Origin of the sequence: Rodentibacter myodis (genome assembly GCF_001999305.1) — a bacterium.
In the GTDB taxonomy this organism is placed as follows: Bacteria; Pseudomonadota; Gammaproteobacteria; order Enterobacterales; family Pasteurellaceae; genus Rodentibacter; species Rodentibacter myodis.
On sequence record NZ_MLHQ01000010.1, the window covers coordinates 56,775 to 75,478 of the forward strand.

Sequence of the window (18,704 nt, forward strand, 5' to 3'; positions counted from 1 at the left end):
TCTCCTTATTCTTCACTGAACCAACAGATATTACGTGCAGCCATAATTAAATCGGCGGCTTGTTCTGCCGTTAATTCTTCAATATCTGCTAAATCATCAACACCTTGTTCTGCAAGCTCTTCAAGGGTGGTAATTTGTTTTTCCGCCAATTTGAATGCAACGTGGCGATTCATTCCTTCCAAATTCAATAAACGATCTTCAATATTCGCTTTTTTCAAGGCTTCTTCTTCTGCTACTGCAGCAGCGGTGATCGCATTTTTCGCACGGGTTTGAAGTTCTTCGACTAAATCTTCGTCTTCTAATCCGTCAATTGCCGTTAATTCGCTCACCGGCACATAAGCAATTTCTTCCAAGCCGGTAAAGCCTTCTTCCACTAAAATTTGGGCAAATTCTTCATCAATTTCCAATGCATTGATAAATAAATTCAAGACTTTGTTGTCTTCTTCTTGATGTTTCGCGTTAAGCTCTTCCGTTGTCATCACATTCAATGACCAACCGGTTAATTGGGTTGCCAAACGAACATTTTGACCGTTACGACCAATCGCTTGAGCCAAATTCGCTGCTTCAACCGCAATATCCATTGAATGATTATCTTCATCTACGATGATAGAACTCACATCTGCCGGTGCCATTGCATTAATCACAAATTGTGCCGGATTATCATCCCAAAGTACGATATCCACACGTTCACCGCCAAGTTCATTGGTAATGGCTTGAACACGCGCACCACGCATTCCCACGCAAGCACCCACCGGATCGATACGTTTATCGTTAGATTTCACGGCAATTTTCGCACGTGAACCCGGATCACGTGCTGCACCACGAATTTCAATCATTTCTTCACCGATTTCCGGCACTTCAATGCGGAATAATTCAATCAGCATTTCAGGTTTTGCACGGGTGATAAATAGTTGTGCGGTTTTGCTTTCAGGGTTCACTTTGTAAAGCACGCCACGTACGCGGTCGCCCGGACGGAAATTCTCACGCGGGAGCATATCTTCACGGACAATGATCGCTTCGGCTTTATTGCCCAAGTCTAAAATAATGCTGTCACGGCTCACCTTTTTCACTGTGCCGGTCACAATTTTCCCTTCTTCGGAACGGAACTGTTCCACCACTTTGGCACGTTCGGCTTCACGAATTTTGGTGCTAATCACTTGGCGTGCGGTTTGCATTGCAATGCGGTCAAACGCAATGGATTCAATTTGATCTTCTACATAATCACCAAGTTGAATACTTGGATCTTCAAATTGTGCCGCTTCTAATGTGATTTCTTTCGTTGGCACTTTTACTTCATCCACCACCAGCCAGCGGCGGAAAGTATCAAATTCACCGTTTTTCGGATCAATCGAAACACGAATATCCGTTTCATATTCAAATTTTTTCTTGGTGGAAAGGGCGATTGCACTTTCTAATGCTTCAAAAATTTTTTCACGAGGTAATAATTTTTCATTGGATACTGCTTCCGCAGCCAGTAAAAGTTCTTTACTCATTTTCTTCTCCTTTAAAATTTTGCGACAACATTCGATTTTTGAATGTTACCAAATACAAAAGCCTGTTGTTGACCGTCAACATTTAATGTCAACATATCATTTTCAATACGTTCCAATTTACCCTGCCATTTACGGCGATCCATCATCGGAATTCGCAAATGAATGACAATATCCTGACCGATATAACGTTCAAATTGTGCAAGCGTAAACAGTGGGCGATCTAATCCCGGTGATGACACCTCAAGGTTATATTTATCGGCAATCGGATCTTCCACATCTAAAATGGCACTAACCTGACGACTGACATCGGCACAGTCATCAACAGTCACGCCCCCTTCTTTATCAATAAACAAACGCACGGTCATAAAACGACCTGTACGCTGGCACTCAATGCCCCAAAGTTCACAGCCTAAGTCTTCCACTGCACCTTGTAACATCTCTTGTAATTTTTGCTCTAATGTCGCCAATTTATGCTCCCATTTTTGTTTAGGTGGGCGGCCACCTTGAGTTTATCCGGCGGATAGAGCCCGCCAAACATTGAATTTTAGACATAAAAAAAGGGTTAGGTTCATTGAACCTAAGCCCAGTTTTCTAAATTTCCCGTACAAAAAAACCCCAATTTTGGGGTTCTTTTTACTGAACTTGTGATTGGTTGCGGGGGCCGGATTTGAACCGACGGCCTTCGGGTTATGAGCCCGACGAGCTACCAAGCTGCTCCACCCCGCGTCCGAAATATGGCGCGTATTATAGTGTGCTAAATCAAAAGATCAAGCGTTTTCTTCAAAATTAAAAAAACACCGCAATTTTTGACCGCACTTTAGGCTAAAAACCAAATCCGGTTCCAATGCCTAAACCAACGCCTACACCATTACTACCACCACCGGCACCAATTCCGCCGCTGATGGAAGAACAAGCACCCAATGAGACAGCCATTGCCAAAACCAAGAGAATTTTTTTCATAATTTCCTTTTAACTTAATAATTCAAATAAACGATAAATCCCAATCAAATCTTTTTTCGCCACCGGTTTGAAAGGTAACAACATATAATAAAGCCAACGAAAACGGGTAAGATAACTCATCATCGCTTTTTGACTTTGTGGGCAACAGTGTGCTTGATAATAATTTGCCGTTGCTTTAATTAATTCATCGGAAACCGTATCTTCACGGCACAAACTGTCGAAGAAAAATAGCATATCACGGGCAATTAACCAATCCTTATTTTGACTTTTAGAACGCGATTCAAAGTCAAGAAAAACCACCTTTCCTTCGTTCCAAATAATATCTCTTGCCGCAGGACGACCGTGAACCCAGCCACTGTGATGTAATGCGATCAATGCTTGTGCGGCATCTGTCAAAATAGATAGTTTTTTCCCTTCGGAACAATTTTTATCATCAACCCATTGGGAAAGACTTCTACCCGCATCTTCCAACACAAAGAAATCATTACCGTGATACACAATATTCGGAATCGGTGCATTCTGTTTGGCTAAATCCAAAAGCACTTTCAATTCATTGGTAAAGGCTTTTTTAGGGTTTGGCTTTAAAAGCAGCCAAATACCCGAGAGTTTTTCCGGTTGTTTAAGCCAATAATCTTTTCCTTCATAACTAAATTTATAAATCCGTTTTCCTTTTTGTTGTTCTAAAATACGATCAACATACGCGTAAAATTCAGTATTTATGTTAGAATTTGTCGACATATCACATCAATCCTTTTTTGTGGTATAGATCTCATAAAAAGCCACATATTCTATAGGATTATTTTCATCTTTCAACTGACAAGGATTTTATGAAAAAAATAACAACCTCATTTTTTACGCTCTTATTCGGCTTTTCTGTTTTTGCTACGGCACAAGCCTCCCCTTTTACCATTAGTGAAAATCAAATTAATCAATACCTCAGCGAAAAAGGAACGGTTCAAGACAAATTGAGTTTTCCGGGATTGTTTTCGTTGGACTATCAACTTAAAGATCTCAATACAAAGATTGGGCGAACAAGCGAAAAGCGGGTCGAAATTAATGGTATTGCGGAAGGGGTATTTAAACTGGGCGGCAAGCAATTTTCGGCAAACTTAGATCTCACTTTTGATACCATTCCTTACTATGATGCGGAAAAAGGGGCGGTTTATCTGCGTGATTTACGTATTTTACGCTGGTCGGGTGAGCCGAATGAATATATGGAACAATTGCAAATTGCAATGCCATTTTTAAGCCAAAGCATTTCAGCCCTACTTTCTTCAATCCCCGTTTATACCCTTGATGACAGTAATGTTCGGGATGTTTTAATCAAAAAATTTGCCAAAGGCATTAAAATTGAACCCGGTGTTTTAGAACTTGAAGCCGGCATATTGTAATTTTCAAAAAGAAGGCGTATCTAAAATACGCCTTTTTGTTATAGCAAGATAGTCGCTCTAAAGCCTACCTTCCTATTGGAATCCATCACATTTTCTAACCGCACTTTATAATGGTGCAACTCTGCAATTCTAAACACGATAGATAATCCCAAGCCACTTCCTTTTTCATTTTGTCCGGCAGGACGATAAAAACGTTGCCCTAACTGCGTTAAGGATTCTTTCGCCACGCCGCCACCATTATCTTCAACCATAACCGAATGGTTGGATAAGCTAATTTTTATGGTTGCCCCTTCGTTACAATATTTTATGCCGTTATCAATTAAGTTTCGCAACATTTGAGAAATCAAGATAGGTTGCCCGATCTGATTTTGTGGGACACCTTTTGTCTCAAACTGCAACTCAATATGGCGTTTTTGCGCATTAAAATAAAGTTCACCAATTAAAGAAGAAATGATGTCATCCCATTTTATCGGCTGCAAATCACTCAGTGCGTTTAAATTATCTAATCGGGATAAGGTTAAAAGTTGTTCGATAAGCTGACTTGCACGATCGATCCCTTGAGTCAAATGCGAAAGTGCTTGATCACGCATTGTTTTATCATCACCGGCAAGCTGTGCCACTTCCGTTTGAATACGCAATGCCGCCAAAGGGCTGCGTAATTCGTGAGCGGCATCGGAGGTAAAGCGGCGTTCTCTTTCCAACATCGTGGAAGTGCGGTCAAAAAATTGATTTAAATTTTTCACCAATGGCAAAATTTCTGTCGGTACGTTCGAGGTATCCAACAAAGAAAAATCGTTCGGTTTACGCTGTAAAACTTCACGGCTTAAATGATTAACCGGCTTTAAGGTTTTGTGGATTAAGAAAAAGATAACCGCAATCAAAATCGGTAAACTGGCAAACCAAATCACCGTTTGCCCAAACACCATTTCATTCACCAATTCTTCTCTAAATTCGACCTCTTGCCCCACCGCAATGCGGAGTTCACCCTCTGCGACAGGCAGCCAGTAAATTCGCCACTCATCATTATCATTTTCCATATAGCCGGAACTAAAACCCACTTTATCATCAAAGCGAAAATTATCTCCATTTCCACCATCCGTTAAAAGTCGTTTTCCTTGGCTTGAAAAAATCGCAAATGCAAGGGCATCATCGTCATAACGGCGTTTTAATGGTCGGAATCCACCACGATTAAATTCAGTATTGTCTAATAAAATATTTCTTAAATCAGATGTTGCCAAACGTTCGGCAAATAAAATTTGCTGCGCATCAAAAACATCATTTGCTTCTTTACGCACTTCTAACCACGCCGCAATCGTGGCAATTAACCAAACGACAAGTGCGGTCAAAAATAATCCGCTCATTAAGCGGAATTTTAGGCTTTTATTGTTCATCACGCTGCCCTAGTGCATACCCCACTCCGTGAACGGTGCGGATAAAATGTTTTCCCAGTTTTTTACGTAAATTATAAATATGAACATCTAACGCAGTAGTGCTGATTTCTTCCTCCCAAGTTGAGAGTTTTTCTTCAATGGTTGAACGGGAAAGCACCCGTGTTTTATTGAGCATAAAAAGCTCCAACAATTTATATTCCCGCGTTGTGAGGGAAATGATTTCGGCATTAAGTTTAACAACACGTTGATTCGGATCGAGCTGCACGCCTAAATGTTCAATTATCGCAGAGGAATGACCGTGACTACGTCTAATTAAGGCTTGCAAACGTGCGACCACTTCTGCCAATGCAAAAGGCTTACATAAATAATCATCCGCACCACTTTGCAATCCTTTTACCCGCTCGTCTAAGGTATCCCGTGCGGTTAAAATCAGTACCGGAACGGTCTGATTATTCGTTCGCCATTGTTGTAAAATATTCAGCCCATCCATTTGAGGCAAAGTGAGATCTAACACCACTGCATCATAAGGGGCGGAATCTAACGCATTGAAACCGGTTTTGCCGTCTGTAAACCAATCCACCACAAAACCGGATTTGGACAATCCAATCTGCAAACCGTTGCCGATTAACATATCATCTTCAATTAATAAAATTCGCATAAATTTAACCGCACTTTCAAAACAAAATGGTGAGCAAAACACTCACCATTTTTATTATTCAAGCATTTATTAATTTGCTTTTTCTACACTGAATACTTCAACTTCCGCTTTTTCAAAGGCTTCGTTATCAAGTTTACCGCTGATACGAATTTTATCTTGCGGCCCAACATTTAAGCCGTTCCACACACGATTTTTAATTTCAACTTTAATACGTGCCGTACCATCAGTGAAAAGATATTCATCATCATCCATTTGTTGAGTAATGTTACCCACTAAAGTCACAATGCTATTATCTTTTGCAGAAAGTGCCTGCTTCACACTAATAACTTGTGCTGTGCCTTGCTGAAAGCCACCTTGTGCCGTATTACCATTACCGTTAAAACCGGCAAATGCAGTTGATGTTGCGATAGCTAAAAGTGCGGCTAATGTTAATTTTTTCATAAAGTTTTCCTCTTAAATGATAGTTAGGTTTAAGTATTTCCAAAGCACCATTGCTTTGTCGGGAGGTATTAAACAATATAAATCTTAAGGAAAAGTTAAGAAAAACTAAATTTTCTTAAAATTTGAGAAAAAGGCTAGATTTTATCTAGCCTTTTACGCCATACATCCCACAAAGTGCGGTTAATTTTAAGTAAGTTTCTATTCTTCGTTTAATAATTTTAATTCACGGTTTCTTACTTGTTTTTTCAGAATTTCTGCAAATTCTTCTACGCTGAAAGAGCCTAAATCCGCCCCCTTGCGGGTACGAACCGCCACTTTGCCTTCGGCAATTTCTTTGTCACCACATACCAACATATATGGCACACGGCGTAGAGTGTGTTCACGAATTTTGAAACCCACTTTCTCATTACGAAGATCGGCTTTTACGCGTAAGCCTGCATCAGATAAGGTTTTCACTACCTGTTGCACATAGTCTGCTTGACTATCGGTGATATTCATTACCACGGCTTGTGTTGGTGCTAACCACGCCGGGAAGAAGCCGGCATATTCTTCAGTAATAATACCGATGAAACGCTCGATTGAACCCAAAATCGCACGGTGGATCATTACCGGCGTTTTACGACCATTATCTTCCGCTACGTAAGTTGCATCCAAACGTCCCGGTAAAGCAAAGTCTAACTGCACTGTACCACATTGCCATTCACGACCTAAACTATCACGCAATGCAAACTCAATTTTCGGCCCATAAAATGCGCCTTCACCTTCCTGCACTTCATATTCAAGACCATTATGAGCCAATGCGGCAGCCAAACCGGCTTCGGCACGATCCCACATTTCATCCGAACCAATACGGTTTTCAGGACGGGTGGAAAGTTTTACATAAATATCTGTAAAACCGAAGGTGCTATAAATGTCGTAAACCATTTTTATACAGCTGGTTACTTCGCTTTCGATTTGATCTTCGGTACAGAAAATATGTGCATCATCTTGAGTAAAACCACGCACACGCATTAAACCATGCAATGAACCGGATGGTTCGTTACGGTGACAAGAACCAAATTCAGCCATACGAATTGGCAAATCACGATATGACTTCAAGCCTTGGTTAAAAATTTGAACGTGTCCCGGACAGTTCATCGGTTTGATGGCATATTCACGGTTTTCAGATTGAGTGGTGAACATTAAATCACCATAGTTTTGCCAATGCCCTGTTTTTTCCCACAATACGCGATCCATCATAAATGGACCTTTTACTTCTTGGTAATCATATTGTTTTAATTTTGTACGCACAAAAGTTTCTAATTCACGGAAAATAGTCCAGCCATCATTGTGCCAAAAAACCATTCCCGGTGCTTCTTCCTGCATATGATAGAGATCTAACGCTTTACCAATTTTGCGATGGTCACGTTTTGCCGCTTCTTCTAAACGGGCTAAATATTCCGCTAATTGTTTTTTATCTGCCCAAGCCGTACCGTAGATACGTTGTAACATTTTATTTTTGCTATCGCCACGCCAATAAGCTCCGGCTACTTTTTGCAGTTTAAAATGATGACAAAAACGCATATTTGGCACGTGTGGGCCACGACACATATCAATATATTCTTCGTGATGATATAACGCAGGTGTTGCAGTGCGTTCAATATTTTCATCTAAAATTGCCATTTTGTATGGCTCACCACGTTTTTCAAAAGTATCGCGTGCTTCTTGCCAACTCACTCGTTTTTTCACCACGTCATAGTTGGTTTTTGCCAATTCCAACATACGTTTTTCGATTGCATCTAAATCTTCTTGCGTTAAAGATCGATCTAAATCCACGTCATAGTAAAAACCGTTTTCAATAGTCGGACCAATTGCCATTTTTACGTCAGGAAATAATTGCTTGATCGCGTGACCAAGTAAATGCGCACAAGAATGGCGAATAATCTCTAAACCGTCTTCATCTTTCGCTGTAATAATTTCAAGGCTTGCGTCTTCATCAATAATATCGCACGCATCACGGCGTTCACCGTTTACACGGCCTGCAATCGTCGCCTTAGCAAGACCCGCCCCAATATCTTGTGCAACTTCAAGCACCGAAACAGGCTTATCAAATTGACGTTGAGAACCGTCAGGTAAAGTAATAACTGGCATAATGTTTCCTTATACAGTGGTCACCCATACGAAAGGTGACGTGTTAGTTTAAAAAATTCTATAAAAAATAACCGCACTTAGCTTTATTCCCACCATTGAATAAGAAAAGTGCGGTCGCGGATTCTATCACTTTCTGAATTGCTTGTTAAATGGAAAACACGTCTAATGCTTTCCTAAAAGATATAATGTTTTCTATTGTTTTTCATTAATATATCCCTTTTAGGAGATATTTATCATTTTACCCTCTGCAAGGGATAATTGTTGATTTATCCTCTAAAAGGTATAGAATATAAAATATACCTTAAAGAGGATAAAAAAATGATTATTACCAGCCCTAAAATGCTCTCTCACGTTATCCGTGAATTTCGCTATAAAGACAACATCTCGCAAACAGATATTGCTAAACAGACAGGTATCAAACAAGCTACGGTTTCTGCATTTGAAAATACACCTGAAAGCACCAAAATGGAAACCCTATTCAAAATTCTTGCAGCATTGGAATTGGAATTGGTTGTTCAACCACGCCCAACATCTATAAATGCAAAACAATCGCCCCAAAATAATTTTGTTGCAGAACCCACTTCTACCTACAACAGTGATGATGACGGAGAAATTTGGTGATGGATAATTCAATACTCAATGTGGCAATGAATGGCGTTTTAGTTGGTCAATGGCGGCGTTTAAAAAATGGAGCGACTGAATTCCAATATGTTGAAAAATGGCTTTCCTCCAATCGTTCCCGCCCGATTTCGCTTTCACTCCCACTATCATCAAAAGTTTATCGTGGCGATGAAGTGTATAACTTTTTCGATAATTTGTTACCTGATAACGAACATATTCGTTCACGCATTCAACAACGCTTTCAAACAAATACAAAAACACCCTTTGATTTACTTTCAGTTATCGGGCAAGACTGTGTGGGTGCAATACAGCTTTATCGATATAATGCACATCTCATCAAAACTGTCTATGCCGAGCCATTATCTGAGCTTGATATTGAAAACACGTTAAAAAACTATCGCACTTTTCCACTTGGAATGGAACAGGAAGAAGACTTTCGTATCTCTATTGCCGGCGCACAAGAAAAAACCGCCTTGCTGAACCAGAATGGTCAATGGATGCGTCCACTACATACAACGCCAACCAGCCATATTTTTAAATTACCGATAGGAATGGTTGCCCAAGGTCAACTCGATCTTTCCAGTAGCTGTGAAAATGAATGGCTTTGTCTGCGAATTATGCAGGTTCTCGGATTAAAAGTCCCCTTTTCTGCTATCGAACATTTTGGTGAAATGAAAGCATTAATTGTGGAGCGTTTTGATAGACGGTGGTCTGCTGGTAAAAAATGGCTTATTCGACTTCCTCAAGAAGATATGTGCCAAGCATTAAATGTTGCCCCCGCCAGAAAATATGAGAATGATGGCGGCCCGGGTATTTTACAAATTATGCAACTTCTAAACGGTTCGGCAAATCCAAATGAAGATAGAAAACAATTCTTTAAGGCACAAATTGTTTTTTGGTTGCTTTGTGCAATCGATGGACACGCGAAAAATTTTAGTATATTCCTAGAGCCTCAAGGTCACTATCGTTTAACCCCATTTTATGATGTGATGTCAGCATACCCTTTGATTAAACCCAATGGATTAGCCAAACAAAAAGTGAAGATGGCGATGGCTTGGTATGGAGAAAATAAACATTATTTGTGGGATAAAATTCAACTTCGTCATATTTTTTCAACGGCAAAACTCGCCGGTTTATCCCAAGCTGTTGTAGAAGATATTCTACAAGAAATTTTAACTTGTTTACCCAATGTTGATCGTATAAGTGTTGCGCATTTACCAAACGACATTAGCAATCCAATTTTGGAAGGGCTAAAAAAACAGATTCAAAAAATCCAATAAGAAATATTTATAAAATCTTTTCTTGACTTATTTATCTTGTACTAGTTTAATAGTACAAAATTTCAAAAATGAGATGTTATTATGCAACACAACGCTTTTATCGCTGTCACAAGCCAGCCCGTTCCCTATCACGCGGATACTACGGCTATTTTTAATACCTTGTGCAATCATCCTAATACCCTTCTTCTTGATTCTGCCGAAATCGGTAGTAAAAACAGTTTACAGAGCCTTATATTAATCAATACGGCGGTGAAAATAACCTGTTCAAGTCACAACGTCACATTTAAAGCCTTAAATGCAAATGGCAAACAAGTGTTAAAAGAAATTCATCCCAAATTGACCGCACTTGGTAACGTAAGTGCGGTCAATTTTGAGGATGAATTTTCAGTAAGTTTCACGCCACTTGATAATCAACAAGACGAAGACAGCAAATTACAATCGGCAACTATTTTTGATGGTCTGCGTGTCATTTCCAACCTTTATCAACATAGTAATACGCCTGTTTTTTTAGGCGGTTTGTTTGCTTATGACTTAGTTGCAAATTTCATTCCAATGAAGGGGATTACATTAAAAGATGACGGAATTACCTGTCCTGACTACAGTTTTTATCTTGCCGAACACCTCATTACCATTGATCACCAAAACCAACAAGCAACATTAAAAAGCTTCTGTTTCTCACAAGAAGAACAAGTAAACGTTGCCAAAACAGCCCTTTCCATCGCACAAAAATTAAAAAATATTGATAATGTGCTTTCAATCAAACCTGCCAATGACGAAGTAAAAACAAATTTTGAAGATCCTGAATTTATCAATATTGTGAAGACCTTAAAACATCACATTAATATTGGCGATGTCTTCCAAATTGTGCCATCCCGCCGCTTTTCTCTTGCTTGCCCGAATACCCTCGCAAGCTACGCCCAACTCAAACAAAACAACCCTAGCCCCTATATGTTCTATCTGAATGATGAGGATTTCATTTTATTTGGTGCTTCGCCGGAAAGCGCGCTTAAATATACACCTGAAAATCGCCAATTAGAAATCTACCCAATTGCCGGTTCACGTCCACGTGGATTTGATGCCCACGGCAATATTGATTCTGAATTAGATGCCCGTTTAGAACTTGAACTTCGCCTTGATCATAAAGAACAAGCTGAACATTTAATGTTGGTCGATTTGGCTCGAAATGACATTGCCCGCGTTTGCCAAAGCGGCACACGCAAAGTAGCGGAATTAATGCAGGTCGATCGTTATTCGCATATTATGCATTTGGTTTCTCGTGTAACAGGTAAACTTCGCCCTGAATTAGATGCATTGCACGCCTATCAAGCCTGTATGAATATGGGGACACTCACCGGCGCGCCCAAAATTAAAGCAATGCAACTGATTTATCAATTTGAACAACAAAAACGCCATAGTTATGGCGGTGCGGTAGGCTACCTTACATCTGACGGACGTTTTGATACCTGTATCGTCATTCGTTCCGCTTTTGTTCAAAATGGTATCGCACACGTGCAAGCCGGCTGTGGTGAAGTGTTAGATTCCGATCCGCAAGCGGAAGCAGACGAAACCCGCCACAAAGCTGCCGCCGTGCTTAAAGCCATCCGTCAAACCAACACACGAGCCAAATAAGGAATACATTATGGCAAATATTCTTTTTTTAGATAATTTTGATTCCTTCACGTATAACCTTGTGGATCAATTCCGCGTGTTAGGACATCAAGTTAAAGTTTATCGTAACGACTGCAACTTGGAACAGCTTGTCGAGACGGCATTAAACACGCCCGATACCGTTCTCGCCCTTTCCCCCGGTCCCGGCACACCGGCAGAAGCAGGAATCTTAATCCCCTTAATTGAACGCTTGAAAAACCATATTCCAATTATCGGTATTTGCTTGGGTCACCAAGCCTTAATTCAAGCCTTTGGCGGAAAAGTAGTTCACGCCGGCGAAGTATTACACGGTAAAGTGTCTAAAATCACCCACGATAACGAAGCAATGTTTAAAGGATTGGCAAACCCAATGCCGGTGGCGCGTTATCATTCTTTAATGGGACAGGATCTACCCGAAGAATTTATCGTAAACGCACAATACAATGGCATTATTATGGCAATTCGCCACCGTGATTTACCCATTTGTGCATTTCAATTTCATCCGGAAAGCATTTTAACCGTGCAAGGTTCACAATTATTACAGCAATCTATTGAATGGTTGCTGAATCGATAAATAATGACTTTAAACACATAAGGAAAACAAAATGATCACAGTATTCGGACTCAAATCCAAACTTGCCCCACGCCGAGAAATGTTGGCGGAGGTTATTTATAATTGCCTTTACTTAGGCTTAGATATTCCCAAAGGCAAACACGCCGTTCGTTTTTTAGGCTTAGAAAAAGAGGATTTTTACTACCCTTTCGATCGAAGTGATGATTATACCGTCATTGAAATCAACTTAATGGCAGGGCGAATGGAAGGCACGAAAAAACGTTTAATTAAAATGTTATTCAGCGAATTAGAATACAAACTTGGTATTCGCGCCCACGATGTAGAAATCACCATTAAAGAACAACCCGCTCACTGTTGGGGCTTCCGTGGAATGACCGGTGATGAAGCACGCGACTTAGACTACGATATTTACGTTTAGTCGGCGAAATTTATAAATAACCTGACGTTCCTACTTTCAATATCAAAAAACAATAATTTCAATCAAAATAATAAAAAAGGAATAAACAATGCAAGCCAACCCATTACTGGAACAGCTTTATAACGGAAAGCAAATTTCAGCCGCAGAAAGTACCGCACTTTTCAATGCCGTTATTCAAGGAGAATTGTCTAACGAACAAATTGCCGCAATGCTCATTGCCTTAAAAGTACGTGGCGTAACCATTGATGAAATCAGCGGTGCGGTTACCGCCTCACTCCAAAATGCCAAGCCTTTCCCTCGCCCGGACTACCCTTTTGCCGATATTGTCGGCACTGGTGGAGACGGGCAAAATACCATTAATATTTCCACTGCAAGTTGCATTACCGCAGCAACAATGGGGGCAAAAGTTGCCAAACACGGCAATCGTAGCGTATCCAGTCAATCAGGTTCAAGCGATGTGTTAACGGCATTAGGTGTGAATGTCAATATTTCACCGGAAACCGCCCGCCAAGCCTTAGATGAAATTGGGGTCTGCTTTTTATTTGCCCAACAATATCATTCCGGCTTTCGCTACGTTGCACCGGTACGCGCCGCATTAAAAACCCGCACGATTTTTAATATTCTCGGCCCGTTAATTAATCCGGCACGTCCTCATTATCATTTATTAGGTGTTTACGCCCCTGAATTAGTGAAAACCTATGCGGAAACCGCCGTTGCACTCGGTCACAAACACACTTTTGTCGTGTATGGTTCAGGCTTAGATGAAGTGGCATTACACGGCGAAACCCAAGTGGCGGAAGTGAAAAATGGCAAAATCGATTATTTCACCTTAACACCGGAAGATTTTGGTTTAAAACCTCAATCATTAGAAAGCCTACGTGGAGGCGAACCACAAGAAAATGCCCAAATGCTGACCGCACTTTTACAAGGAAAGGGCAAGACCGAACACGTCAATGCCGTTGCCGCCAATACGGCATTATTATTGAAGCTATTCGGACAAGAAAATCTCAAGCAAAATACACAAAATGTGTTAGAAACTTTAGCGACAGGCAAAGCATTTGAAACATTAACAAAACTCACACAATATTAATTATTGTGCGCGAACGATTGCAATTTATACATATTATCGGAAGGCAAAATAATGATTACCCAAGACTTCTCACAACCTATTGATTCCACCACCGTGCTACAAAAAATCATTCTTGATAAAGCAGCGTGGGTGAAAGCCAAAGAAGCGGCATTTCCATTAAGTGAATTTCAACAAAACCTTTCAAAATCCGACCGCTCTTTTTATAATGCGCTGGCAAAGGGATCTCATCAAAAACCGGCTTATATTTTAGAATGTAAAAAAGCCTCACCGTCAAAAGGGTTAATTCGTGCCGAATTTAATCTAAATGACATCGCCAATGTGTATAAACATTACGCTGCTGCGGTTTCTGTTCTCACGGATGAAAAATACTTTCAAGGTTATTTTGAATTTTTGCCACAAGTGCGTAACCTCCTCTCACAGCCTGTGTTATGTAAAGATTTTATGATTAGCGAATATCAGGTTTACCTCGCCCGTTATTATCAAGCGGATGCAATTCTTCTTATGCTTTCCGTGGTAAATGATGATACCTATCGAGTTCTGGCAAATCTTGCACATTCTTTGGGAATGGGCGTGCTAACCGAAACCTCAAATGAAGCAGAATTTGAACGTGCCCTTGCACTTGGTGCAAAGGTTATCGGCGTGAATAATCGTAATTTGCACGATCTCAGTGTTGATCTAAATCGCGTGGTTAAACTGACAGAAAAATATGCTGATCGTATTCCTGCCGATGTCCGCATTATCAGTGAATCGGGAATTTATAATCATCAGCAAATTCGTCAACTACAAAAAGTGGCACACGGATTTTTAATCGGCAGTAGCTTAATGGGTAGTCAAGATTTGAATAATGCAGTTCGTGCCGTCATTTTTGGTGAAAATAAAGTATGTGGTTTAACCCGAGTGCAGGATGTCAAAACCGCTTACGAAAATGGTGCGCTTTACGGTGGCTTAATTTTTGCCGAAGGTTCAAAACGTTGTATCACATTACGTCAAGCACAAGAATTAGTAACGGCTGCACCGCTCCGCTTTGTGGGCGTGTTCCAAAATCAAGAAATTGATTTTATTGTAAAAATCGCCCAACAATTACAACTTTATGCGGTGCAATTACACGGTAACGAAACGGCAGAATTTATCACCGCACTTCGCACGAAATTGCCTGAATCTATTCAGATTTGGAAAGCCATTTCAGTCAATACAGAAGAAAAAAGTGCGGTCAATTTTGACGATGATTTTAATGTAACACGCTATATTTTCGATAGCCAAACTGCCAATCAGCAAGGCGGCACAGGCAAAACTTTTGATTGGTCACTCATTCCTGAAAATTTAAAACATAAAATTATCTTAGCCGGCGGTATTTCACCACATAACATTGAGCAAGCCATTCAACAGGGATGTTTAGGCGTGGATCTGAATTCCGGTGTGGAAAGTTCACCCGGCGTAAAAGATAAAGCAAAAGTGCGGTCGGTTTTTGAGAAAATTTGATAAACCGATCATTACCTATACCGAAATACGATCAAATTCCAATGTTTTACGGTATGATGTAATCAATGCACAAAATCAAAATAACGCAATAAGGGGGCATCACAGCGGTGTCCACATCACAACCAAATAAAGTTCAATAGGTTATATTTCATTAAGCATTATTCATAATGTGATCGGTTTTTAATAAAAAAACCTAATGAAATTTGACCGCACTTCACTACTGACGAGGAAACAAGATGTCTAGAATTGCATTAGTTACCGGTGCGACAGCCGGTTTTGGGTCGGCGATTTGTCGTACATTAATTGGCGCGGGCTATCGTGTTATTGGCACAGGTCGCCGCACGGAGCGTTTAACCCTTCTTCACGCTGAACTGGGCGAACAATTTCTTCCACTTGCCTTTGATATTTCCGATCGCACAGCGACACAACAGGCGATCCAATCTTTACCGCTCGAATGGCAACAAGTCGATTTACTCGTAAACAATGCAGGACTTGCTCTGGGTTTAGAAACCGCTGATCAAGCCAATCTTGATGATTGGGAACAAATGATCGATACCAATATCAAAGGCTTAATAAATATCACCCGTTTTATTTTGCCCCAAATGGTGGAACGCAACACGGGGCATATTATTAACTTAGGGTCAATTGCCGGTAATTATCCTTATCCTGGCGGTAATGTGTATGGCGGAACAAAAGCCTTTGTGAAACAATTCAGCCTTAATTTACGTGCCGATCTTGCCGGTAAAAATATTCGTGTGAGCAATGTTGAACCGGGGCTATGTGGGGGAACAGAATTCTCAAATGTTCGTTTTAAAGGCGATGATGAACGAGCCGAAAAACTCTATGAAAATGTTGATTATGTGACACCGCAAGATATTGCCAATATTGTGCTATGGCTTAATCAACAACCGCCACACGTCAACATCAATCGTATTGAAGTAATGCCAACCGCTCAAACCTTCAATCCGTTAAAAGTCACCAAAAATTCAGATTAAAATCATAAGGAAATATAATGTCAGACACCATTCTTAATCCCTATTTTGGAGAATTTGGCGGTATGTATGTACCGGAAATTCTTGTACCGGTGCTTCAACAGCTTGAAAAAGCCTTTGTAGAAGCAAAAAACGATCCCGAATTTCAACGTGAATTTCAAGATCTACTGAAAAATTATGCCGGCAGACCGACCGCACTTACCCTCTGTCGTAACCTCACCAAAGGGACGAAAGCGAAAATTTACCTTAAACGTGAAGATTTACTACACGGTGGTGCGCATAAAACCAATCAGGTGCTTGGTCAAATTTTGCTGGCAAAACGAATGGGAAAAACCCGCATTATTGCAGAAACCGGTGCCGGTCAGCACGGTGTGGCAACCGCACTAGCCTGTGCAATGTTGGATATGCCTTGCCGTGTTTATATGGGAGCAAAAGATGTGGAACGCCAATCGCCAAATGTATTTCGTATGCGTTTAATGGGGGCGGAAGTGATTCCCGTGAAGAAAGGCTCTTGTTCACTAAAAGATGCCTGCTGTGAAGCAATGCGTGATTGGTCTGCCAATTATGAAACCACCCACTATTTACTCGGCACCGCTGCCGGCCCGCACCCTTTCCCAACTATTGTTCGTGAATTTCAAAAAATGATTGGTGAAGAAACCAAACGCCAAATCCTAGAACGTGAAGGCAGATTACCGGATGCCGTGATTGCCGCAGTGGGCGGTGGCTCAAATGCGATTGGAATGTTCACCGATTTTATTGATGAACAAAATGTCCGTTTAATTGGTGTCGAACCGGCGGGCAAAGGCATTGAAAGCGGTGAACACGGCGCGCCGTTAGGACACGCTAAAGTGGGAATTTATTTTGGAATGAAATCTCCGCTTATGCAAACGGAAGATGGTCAAGTGGAAGAGTCCTACTCCGTTTCCGCAGGTCTCGACTTCCCTTCTGTCGGGCCTCAACACGCTTATTTACAAAGTATCGGACGTGCAGAATATCCTTCCATTACCGATGATGAAGCCCTTAATGCTTTCCAAGAATTAGCGAAACACGAAGGCATTATTCCGGCACTTGAAAGCTCACACGCCCTTGCACAAGCCCTAAAAATGATTCACCAAGAACCTAACAAGGAACAAATTCTTGTGGTGAATTTATCCGGTCGTGGTGATAAAGATATTTTCACTGTCGATAAAATCTTAACCGAAAAAGGAATGAAATAATGAGCCGTTTTGAAACCCAATTTGCTGCACTCAATGCCAAAAATGAAGGGGCATTTGTTCCTTTTGTTACCCTCTGCGATCCAACTTTTGACCGCTCTTTTGACATTATTTGCACCCTTGTAGAAAATGGTGCGGATGCTTTAGAACTTGGCTTTCCTTTTTCCGATCCACTGTTAGACGGCCCCGTTATTCAAGCGGCAAACAATCGCGCCTTAAATGCCGGTCATAGCACGGAAGATAGCTTTAAATTGCTTGAAAAAGTGCGGTCAAAATATCCGGAGATTCCCATCAGCCTGCTCCTCTGTGCCAACCTGATTTTCGCAAAAGGTTTAGAAGCGTTCTATCAACGTTGTGCAGAGGTGGGCGTGGATGCCGTGCTTGTGGCAGATATTCCTTTGTTAGCCAAAGATGACTATGTACAGGCGGCGAAAAAGTATGGTATCCAACCGGTGTTTATTTGCCCACCGAATGCCGATGAAAAAACCATTCAGGGGGTTGCGAAAAACAGCGAAGGTTATACTTATTTAGTCTCACGTACGGGCGTAACCAGTGCAGAAAACCAAGCCCACGCCAGCAATTTAGATACGCTGATTGAGCAACTCAAAAAACACAATGCCCCACCAATCCTACAAGGTTTTGGTATCGCCCAACCGGCACAAGTGAAAGAAGCCCTACAACTGGGGGTGAACGGTGCAATTTCAGGCTCGGCAACAGTAAAAATTATTGAACAAAACCTCAATAATCACACAAAATGTTTAGCAAAACTTGCCGAATTTGTTCAAGCAATGAAAGCCGCGACAAAATAACAAAAAAATCACCTGCACTTTTAAATGCGGGTGATTTTTTATATTACTTAATAGTATCTACGAATCTATCAAAATTTTCACCCATCACACAACACCTCAATAATGTGATTGTAGGA

Annotated in this window: 19 protein-coding genes and 1 tRNA gene; 11 read left to right on the top strand and 9 right to left on the bottom strand. The window is 40.8% G+C overall.

All coding sequences use genetic code 11. From position 1 onward, the window contains the following. Positions 1 to 5: 5 nt before the first annotated feature. The 5 genes from nusA to BKL49_RS04000 all read right to left on the bottom strand — a co-directional run bounded on the left by nusA (position 6) and on the right by BKL49_RS04000 (position 3,191). Positions 6 to 1,493, bottom strand: coding sequence for a transcription termination factor NusA (nusA, locus tag BKL49_RS03980; RefSeq protein ID WP_077423331.1), 1,488 nt, complete (start codon positions 1,491 to 1,493; stop codon positions 6 to 8). An 11-nt stretch (positions 1,494 to 1,504) separates the two neighbouring features. After that, a complete protein-coding gene (gene rimP, locus BKL49_RS03985) occupies positions 1,505 to 1,960 on the bottom strand; it encodes a ribosome maturation factor RimP (RefSeq protein WP_077423332.1) in 456 nt (151 codons plus the stop codon). Positions 1,961 to 2,142: 182 nt separating this feature from the next. Then, positions 2,143 to 2,219: transfer RNA gene (locus tag BKL49_RS03990), tRNA-Met, on the bottom strand. Between the two features lie 96 nt (positions 2,220 to 2,315). Continuing rightward, the gene (locus tag BKL49_RS12420; protein ID WP_077423333.1) at positions 2,316 to 2,453 is read right to left on the bottom strand and encodes a hypothetical protein; all 138 of its coding nucleotides are present in this window, start codon (positions 2,451 to 2,453) and stop codon (positions 2,316 to 2,318) included. A 9-nt stretch (positions 2,454 to 2,462) separates the two neighbouring features. Beyond that, entirely contained in the window at positions 2,463 to 3,191 is a 729-nt protein-coding gene (locus BKL49_RS04000) for a BUD32 family EKC/KEOPS complex subunit (protein ID WP_077423334.1), read from the bottom strand. An 89-nt stretch (positions 3,192 to 3,280) separates the two neighbouring features. Here BKL49_RS04000 and BKL49_RS04005 point away from each other — a divergent pair, with 89 nt between their 5' ends. After that, positions 3,281 to 3,844 (top strand): YceB family lipoprotein, encoded by a 564-nt coding sequence (locus BKL49_RS04005; protein WP_077423335.1) that lies wholly within the window; start codon positions 3,281 to 3,283, stop codon positions 3,842 to 3,844. 38 nt (positions 3,845 to 3,882) lie between these two features. On the opposite strand, the gene qseC is transcribed toward BKL49_RS04005, so the two are convergent. From qseC to thrS, 4 genes are all read right to left on the bottom strand, one after another. Then, positions 3,883 to 5,235 (bottom strand): quorum sensing histidine kinase QseC, encoded by a 1,353-nt coding sequence (gene qseC / locus BKL49_RS04010; protein ID WP_077423336.1) that lies wholly within the window; start codon positions 5,233 to 5,235, stop codon positions 3,883 to 3,885. Further along, complete coding sequence (locus tag BKL49_RS04015) at positions 5,225 to 5,893, bottom strand: response regulator (protein ID WP_077423337.1); 669 nt, start codon at positions 5,891 to 5,893, stop codon at positions 5,225 to 5,227. Before BKL49_RS04015 ends, qseC begins: the two co-directional genes overlap by 11 nt. Positions 5,894 to 5,962: 69 nt before the next feature. Then, positions 5,963 to 6,334, bottom strand: coding sequence for a YgiW/YdeI family stress tolerance OB fold protein (locus BKL49_RS04020; RefSeq protein ID WP_077423338.1), 372 nt, complete (start codon positions 6,332 to 6,334; stop codon positions 5,963 to 5,965). Positions 6,335 to 6,532: 198 nt separating this feature from the next. Next, positions 6,533 to 8,464 carry a threonine--tRNA ligase gene (thrS, locus tag BKL49_RS04025; protein ID WP_077423339.1) on the bottom strand — a complete coding sequence of 644 codons (1,932 nt, stop codon included), beginning with the start codon at positions 8,462 to 8,464 and terminating at the stop codon, positions 6,533 to 6,535. 318 nt (positions 8,465 to 8,782) lie between these two features. Between thrS and BKL49_RS04030 the strand changes: the two genes are divergently transcribed. From BKL49_RS04030 to trpA, 10 genes are all read left to right on the top strand, one after another. Continuing rightward, positions 8,783 to 9,085: a helix-turn-helix domain-containing protein gene (locus BKL49_RS04030; RefSeq protein WP_077423340.1), complete on the top strand. Its 303-nt coding sequence runs from the start codon at positions 8,783 to 8,785 to the stop codon at positions 9,083 to 9,085. Next, positions 9,085 to 10,365 (top strand): type II toxin-antitoxin system HipA family toxin, encoded by a 1,281-nt coding sequence (locus BKL49_RS04035; RefSeq protein ID WP_077423341.1) that lies wholly within the window; start codon positions 9,085 to 9,087, stop codon positions 10,363 to 10,365. The genes BKL49_RS04030 and BKL49_RS04035 overlap by 1 nt, the downstream gene beginning before the upstream one ends. 81 nt (positions 10,366 to 10,446) lie before the next feature. Next, positions 10,447 to 11,994 carry an anthranilate synthase component I gene (trpE, locus tag BKL49_RS04040; RefSeq protein WP_077423342.1) on the top strand — a complete coding sequence of 516 codons (1,548 nt, stop codon included), beginning with the start codon at positions 10,447 to 10,449 and terminating at the stop codon, positions 11,992 to 11,994. A gap of 10 nt (positions 11,995 to 12,004) precedes the next feature. Beyond that, positions 12,005 to 12,586 carry an aminodeoxychorismate/anthranilate synthase component II gene (locus BKL49_RS04045; RefSeq protein ID WP_077423343.1) on the top strand — a complete coding sequence of 194 codons (582 nt, stop codon included), beginning with the start codon at positions 12,005 to 12,007 and terminating at the stop codon, positions 12,584 to 12,586. A 31-nt stretch (positions 12,587 to 12,617) separates the two neighbouring features. After that, positions 12,618 to 13,004: a tautomerase family protein gene (locus BKL49_RS04050; RefSeq protein ID WP_077423344.1), complete on the top strand. Its 387-nt coding sequence runs from the start codon at positions 12,618 to 12,620 to the stop codon at positions 13,002 to 13,004. 88 nt (positions 13,005 to 13,092) lie between these two features. After that, entirely contained in the window at positions 13,093 to 14,094 is a 1,002-nt protein-coding gene (trpD, locus tag BKL49_RS04055; protein WP_077423345.1) for an anthranilate phosphoribosyltransferase, read from the top strand. 51 nt (positions 14,095 to 14,145) lie between these two features. Beyond that, positions 14,146 to 15,573, top strand: coding sequence for a bifunctional indole-3-glycerol-phosphate synthase TrpC/phosphoribosylanthranilate isomerase TrpF (trpCF, locus tag BKL49_RS04060; protein ID WP_167367112.1), 1,428 nt, complete (start codon positions 14,146 to 14,148; stop codon positions 15,571 to 15,573). Positions 15,574 to 15,809: 236 nt separating this feature from the next. Continuing rightward, positions 15,810 to 16,568, top strand: coding sequence for an SDR family oxidoreductase (locus BKL49_RS04065; protein WP_077423346.1), 759 nt, complete (start codon positions 15,810 to 15,812; stop codon positions 16,566 to 16,568). 17 nt (positions 16,569 to 16,585) lie between these two features. Next, complete coding sequence (gene trpB / locus BKL49_RS04070; RefSeq protein ID WP_077423347.1) at positions 16,586 to 17,782, top strand: tryptophan synthase subunit beta; 1,197 nt, start codon at positions 16,586 to 16,588, stop codon at positions 17,780 to 17,782. Continuing rightward, positions 17,782 to 18,588 (top strand): tryptophan synthase subunit alpha, encoded by an 807-nt coding sequence (gene trpA / locus BKL49_RS04075; protein ID WP_077423348.1) that lies wholly within the window; start codon positions 17,782 to 17,784, stop codon positions 18,586 to 18,588. The genes trpB and trpA overlap by 1 nt, the downstream gene beginning before the upstream one ends. Positions 18,589 to 18,704: the final 116 nt, after the last annotated feature.

Bases quoted from the DNA above. Each gene is read 5' to 3' on its own strand.
- nusA (WP_077423331.1), bottom strand. From the start codon at position 1,493: ATGAGTAAAGAACTTTTACTGGCTGCGGAAGCAGTATCCAATGAAAAA.
- BKL49_RS12420 (WP_077423333.1), bottom strand. From the start codon at position 2,453: ATGAAAAAAATTCTCTTGGTTTTGGCAATGGCTGTCTCATTGGGTGCT.
- BKL49_RS04000 (WP_077423334.1), bottom strand. From the start codon at position 3,191: ATGTCGACAAATTCTAACATAAATACTGAATTTTACGCGTATGTTGAT.
- BKL49_RS04005 (WP_077423335.1), top strand. From the start codon at position 3,281: ATGAAAAAAATAACAACCTCATTTTTTACGCTCTTATTCGGCTTTTCT.
- qseC (WP_077423336.1), bottom strand. From the start codon at position 5,235: ATGAACAATAAAAGCCTAAAATTCCGCTTAATGAGCGGATTATTTTTG.
- BKL49_RS04015 (WP_077423337.1), bottom strand. From the start codon at position 5,893: ATGCGAATTTTATTAATTGAAGATGATATGTTAATCGGCAACGGTTTG.
- BKL49_RS04020 (WP_077423338.1), bottom strand. From the start codon at position 6,334: ATGAAAAAATTAACATTAGCCGCACTTTTAGCTATCGCAACATCAACT.
- thrS (WP_077423339.1), bottom strand. From the start codon at position 8,464: ATGCCAGTTATTACTTTACCTGACGGTTCTCAACGTCAATTTGATAAG.
- BKL49_RS04030 (WP_077423340.1), top strand. From the start codon at position 8,783: ATGATTATTACCAGCCCTAAAATGCTCTCTCACGTTATCCGTGAATTT.
- BKL49_RS04035 (WP_077423341.1), top strand. From the start codon at position 9,085: ATGGATAATTCAATACTCAATGTGGCAATGAATGGCGTTTTAGTTGGT.
- trpE (WP_077423342.1), top strand. From the start codon at position 10,447: ATGCAACACAACGCTTTTATCGCTGTCACAAGCCAGCCCGTTCCCTAT.
- BKL49_RS04045 (WP_077423343.1), top strand. From the start codon at position 12,005: ATGGCAAATATTCTTTTTTTAGATAATTTTGATTCCTTCACGTATAAC.
- BKL49_RS04050 (WP_077423344.1), top strand. From the start codon at position 12,618: ATGATCACAGTATTCGGACTCAAATCCAAACTTGCCCCACGCCGAGAA.
- trpD (WP_077423345.1), top strand. From the start codon at position 13,093: ATGCAAGCCAACCCATTACTGGAACAGCTTTATAACGGAAAGCAAATT.
- trpCF (WP_167367112.1), top strand. From the start codon at position 14,146: ATGATTACCCAAGACTTCTCACAACCTATTGATTCCACCACCGTGCTA.
- BKL49_RS04065 (WP_077423346.1), top strand. From the start codon at position 15,810: ATGTCTAGAATTGCATTAGTTACCGGTGCGACAGCCGGTTTTGGGTCG.
- trpB (WP_077423347.1), top strand. From the start codon at position 16,586: ATGTCAGACACCATTCTTAATCCCTATTTTGGAGAATTTGGCGGTATG.
- trpA (WP_077423348.1), top strand. From the start codon at position 17,782: ATGAGCCGTTTTGAAACCCAATTTGCTGCACTCAATGCCAAAAATGAA.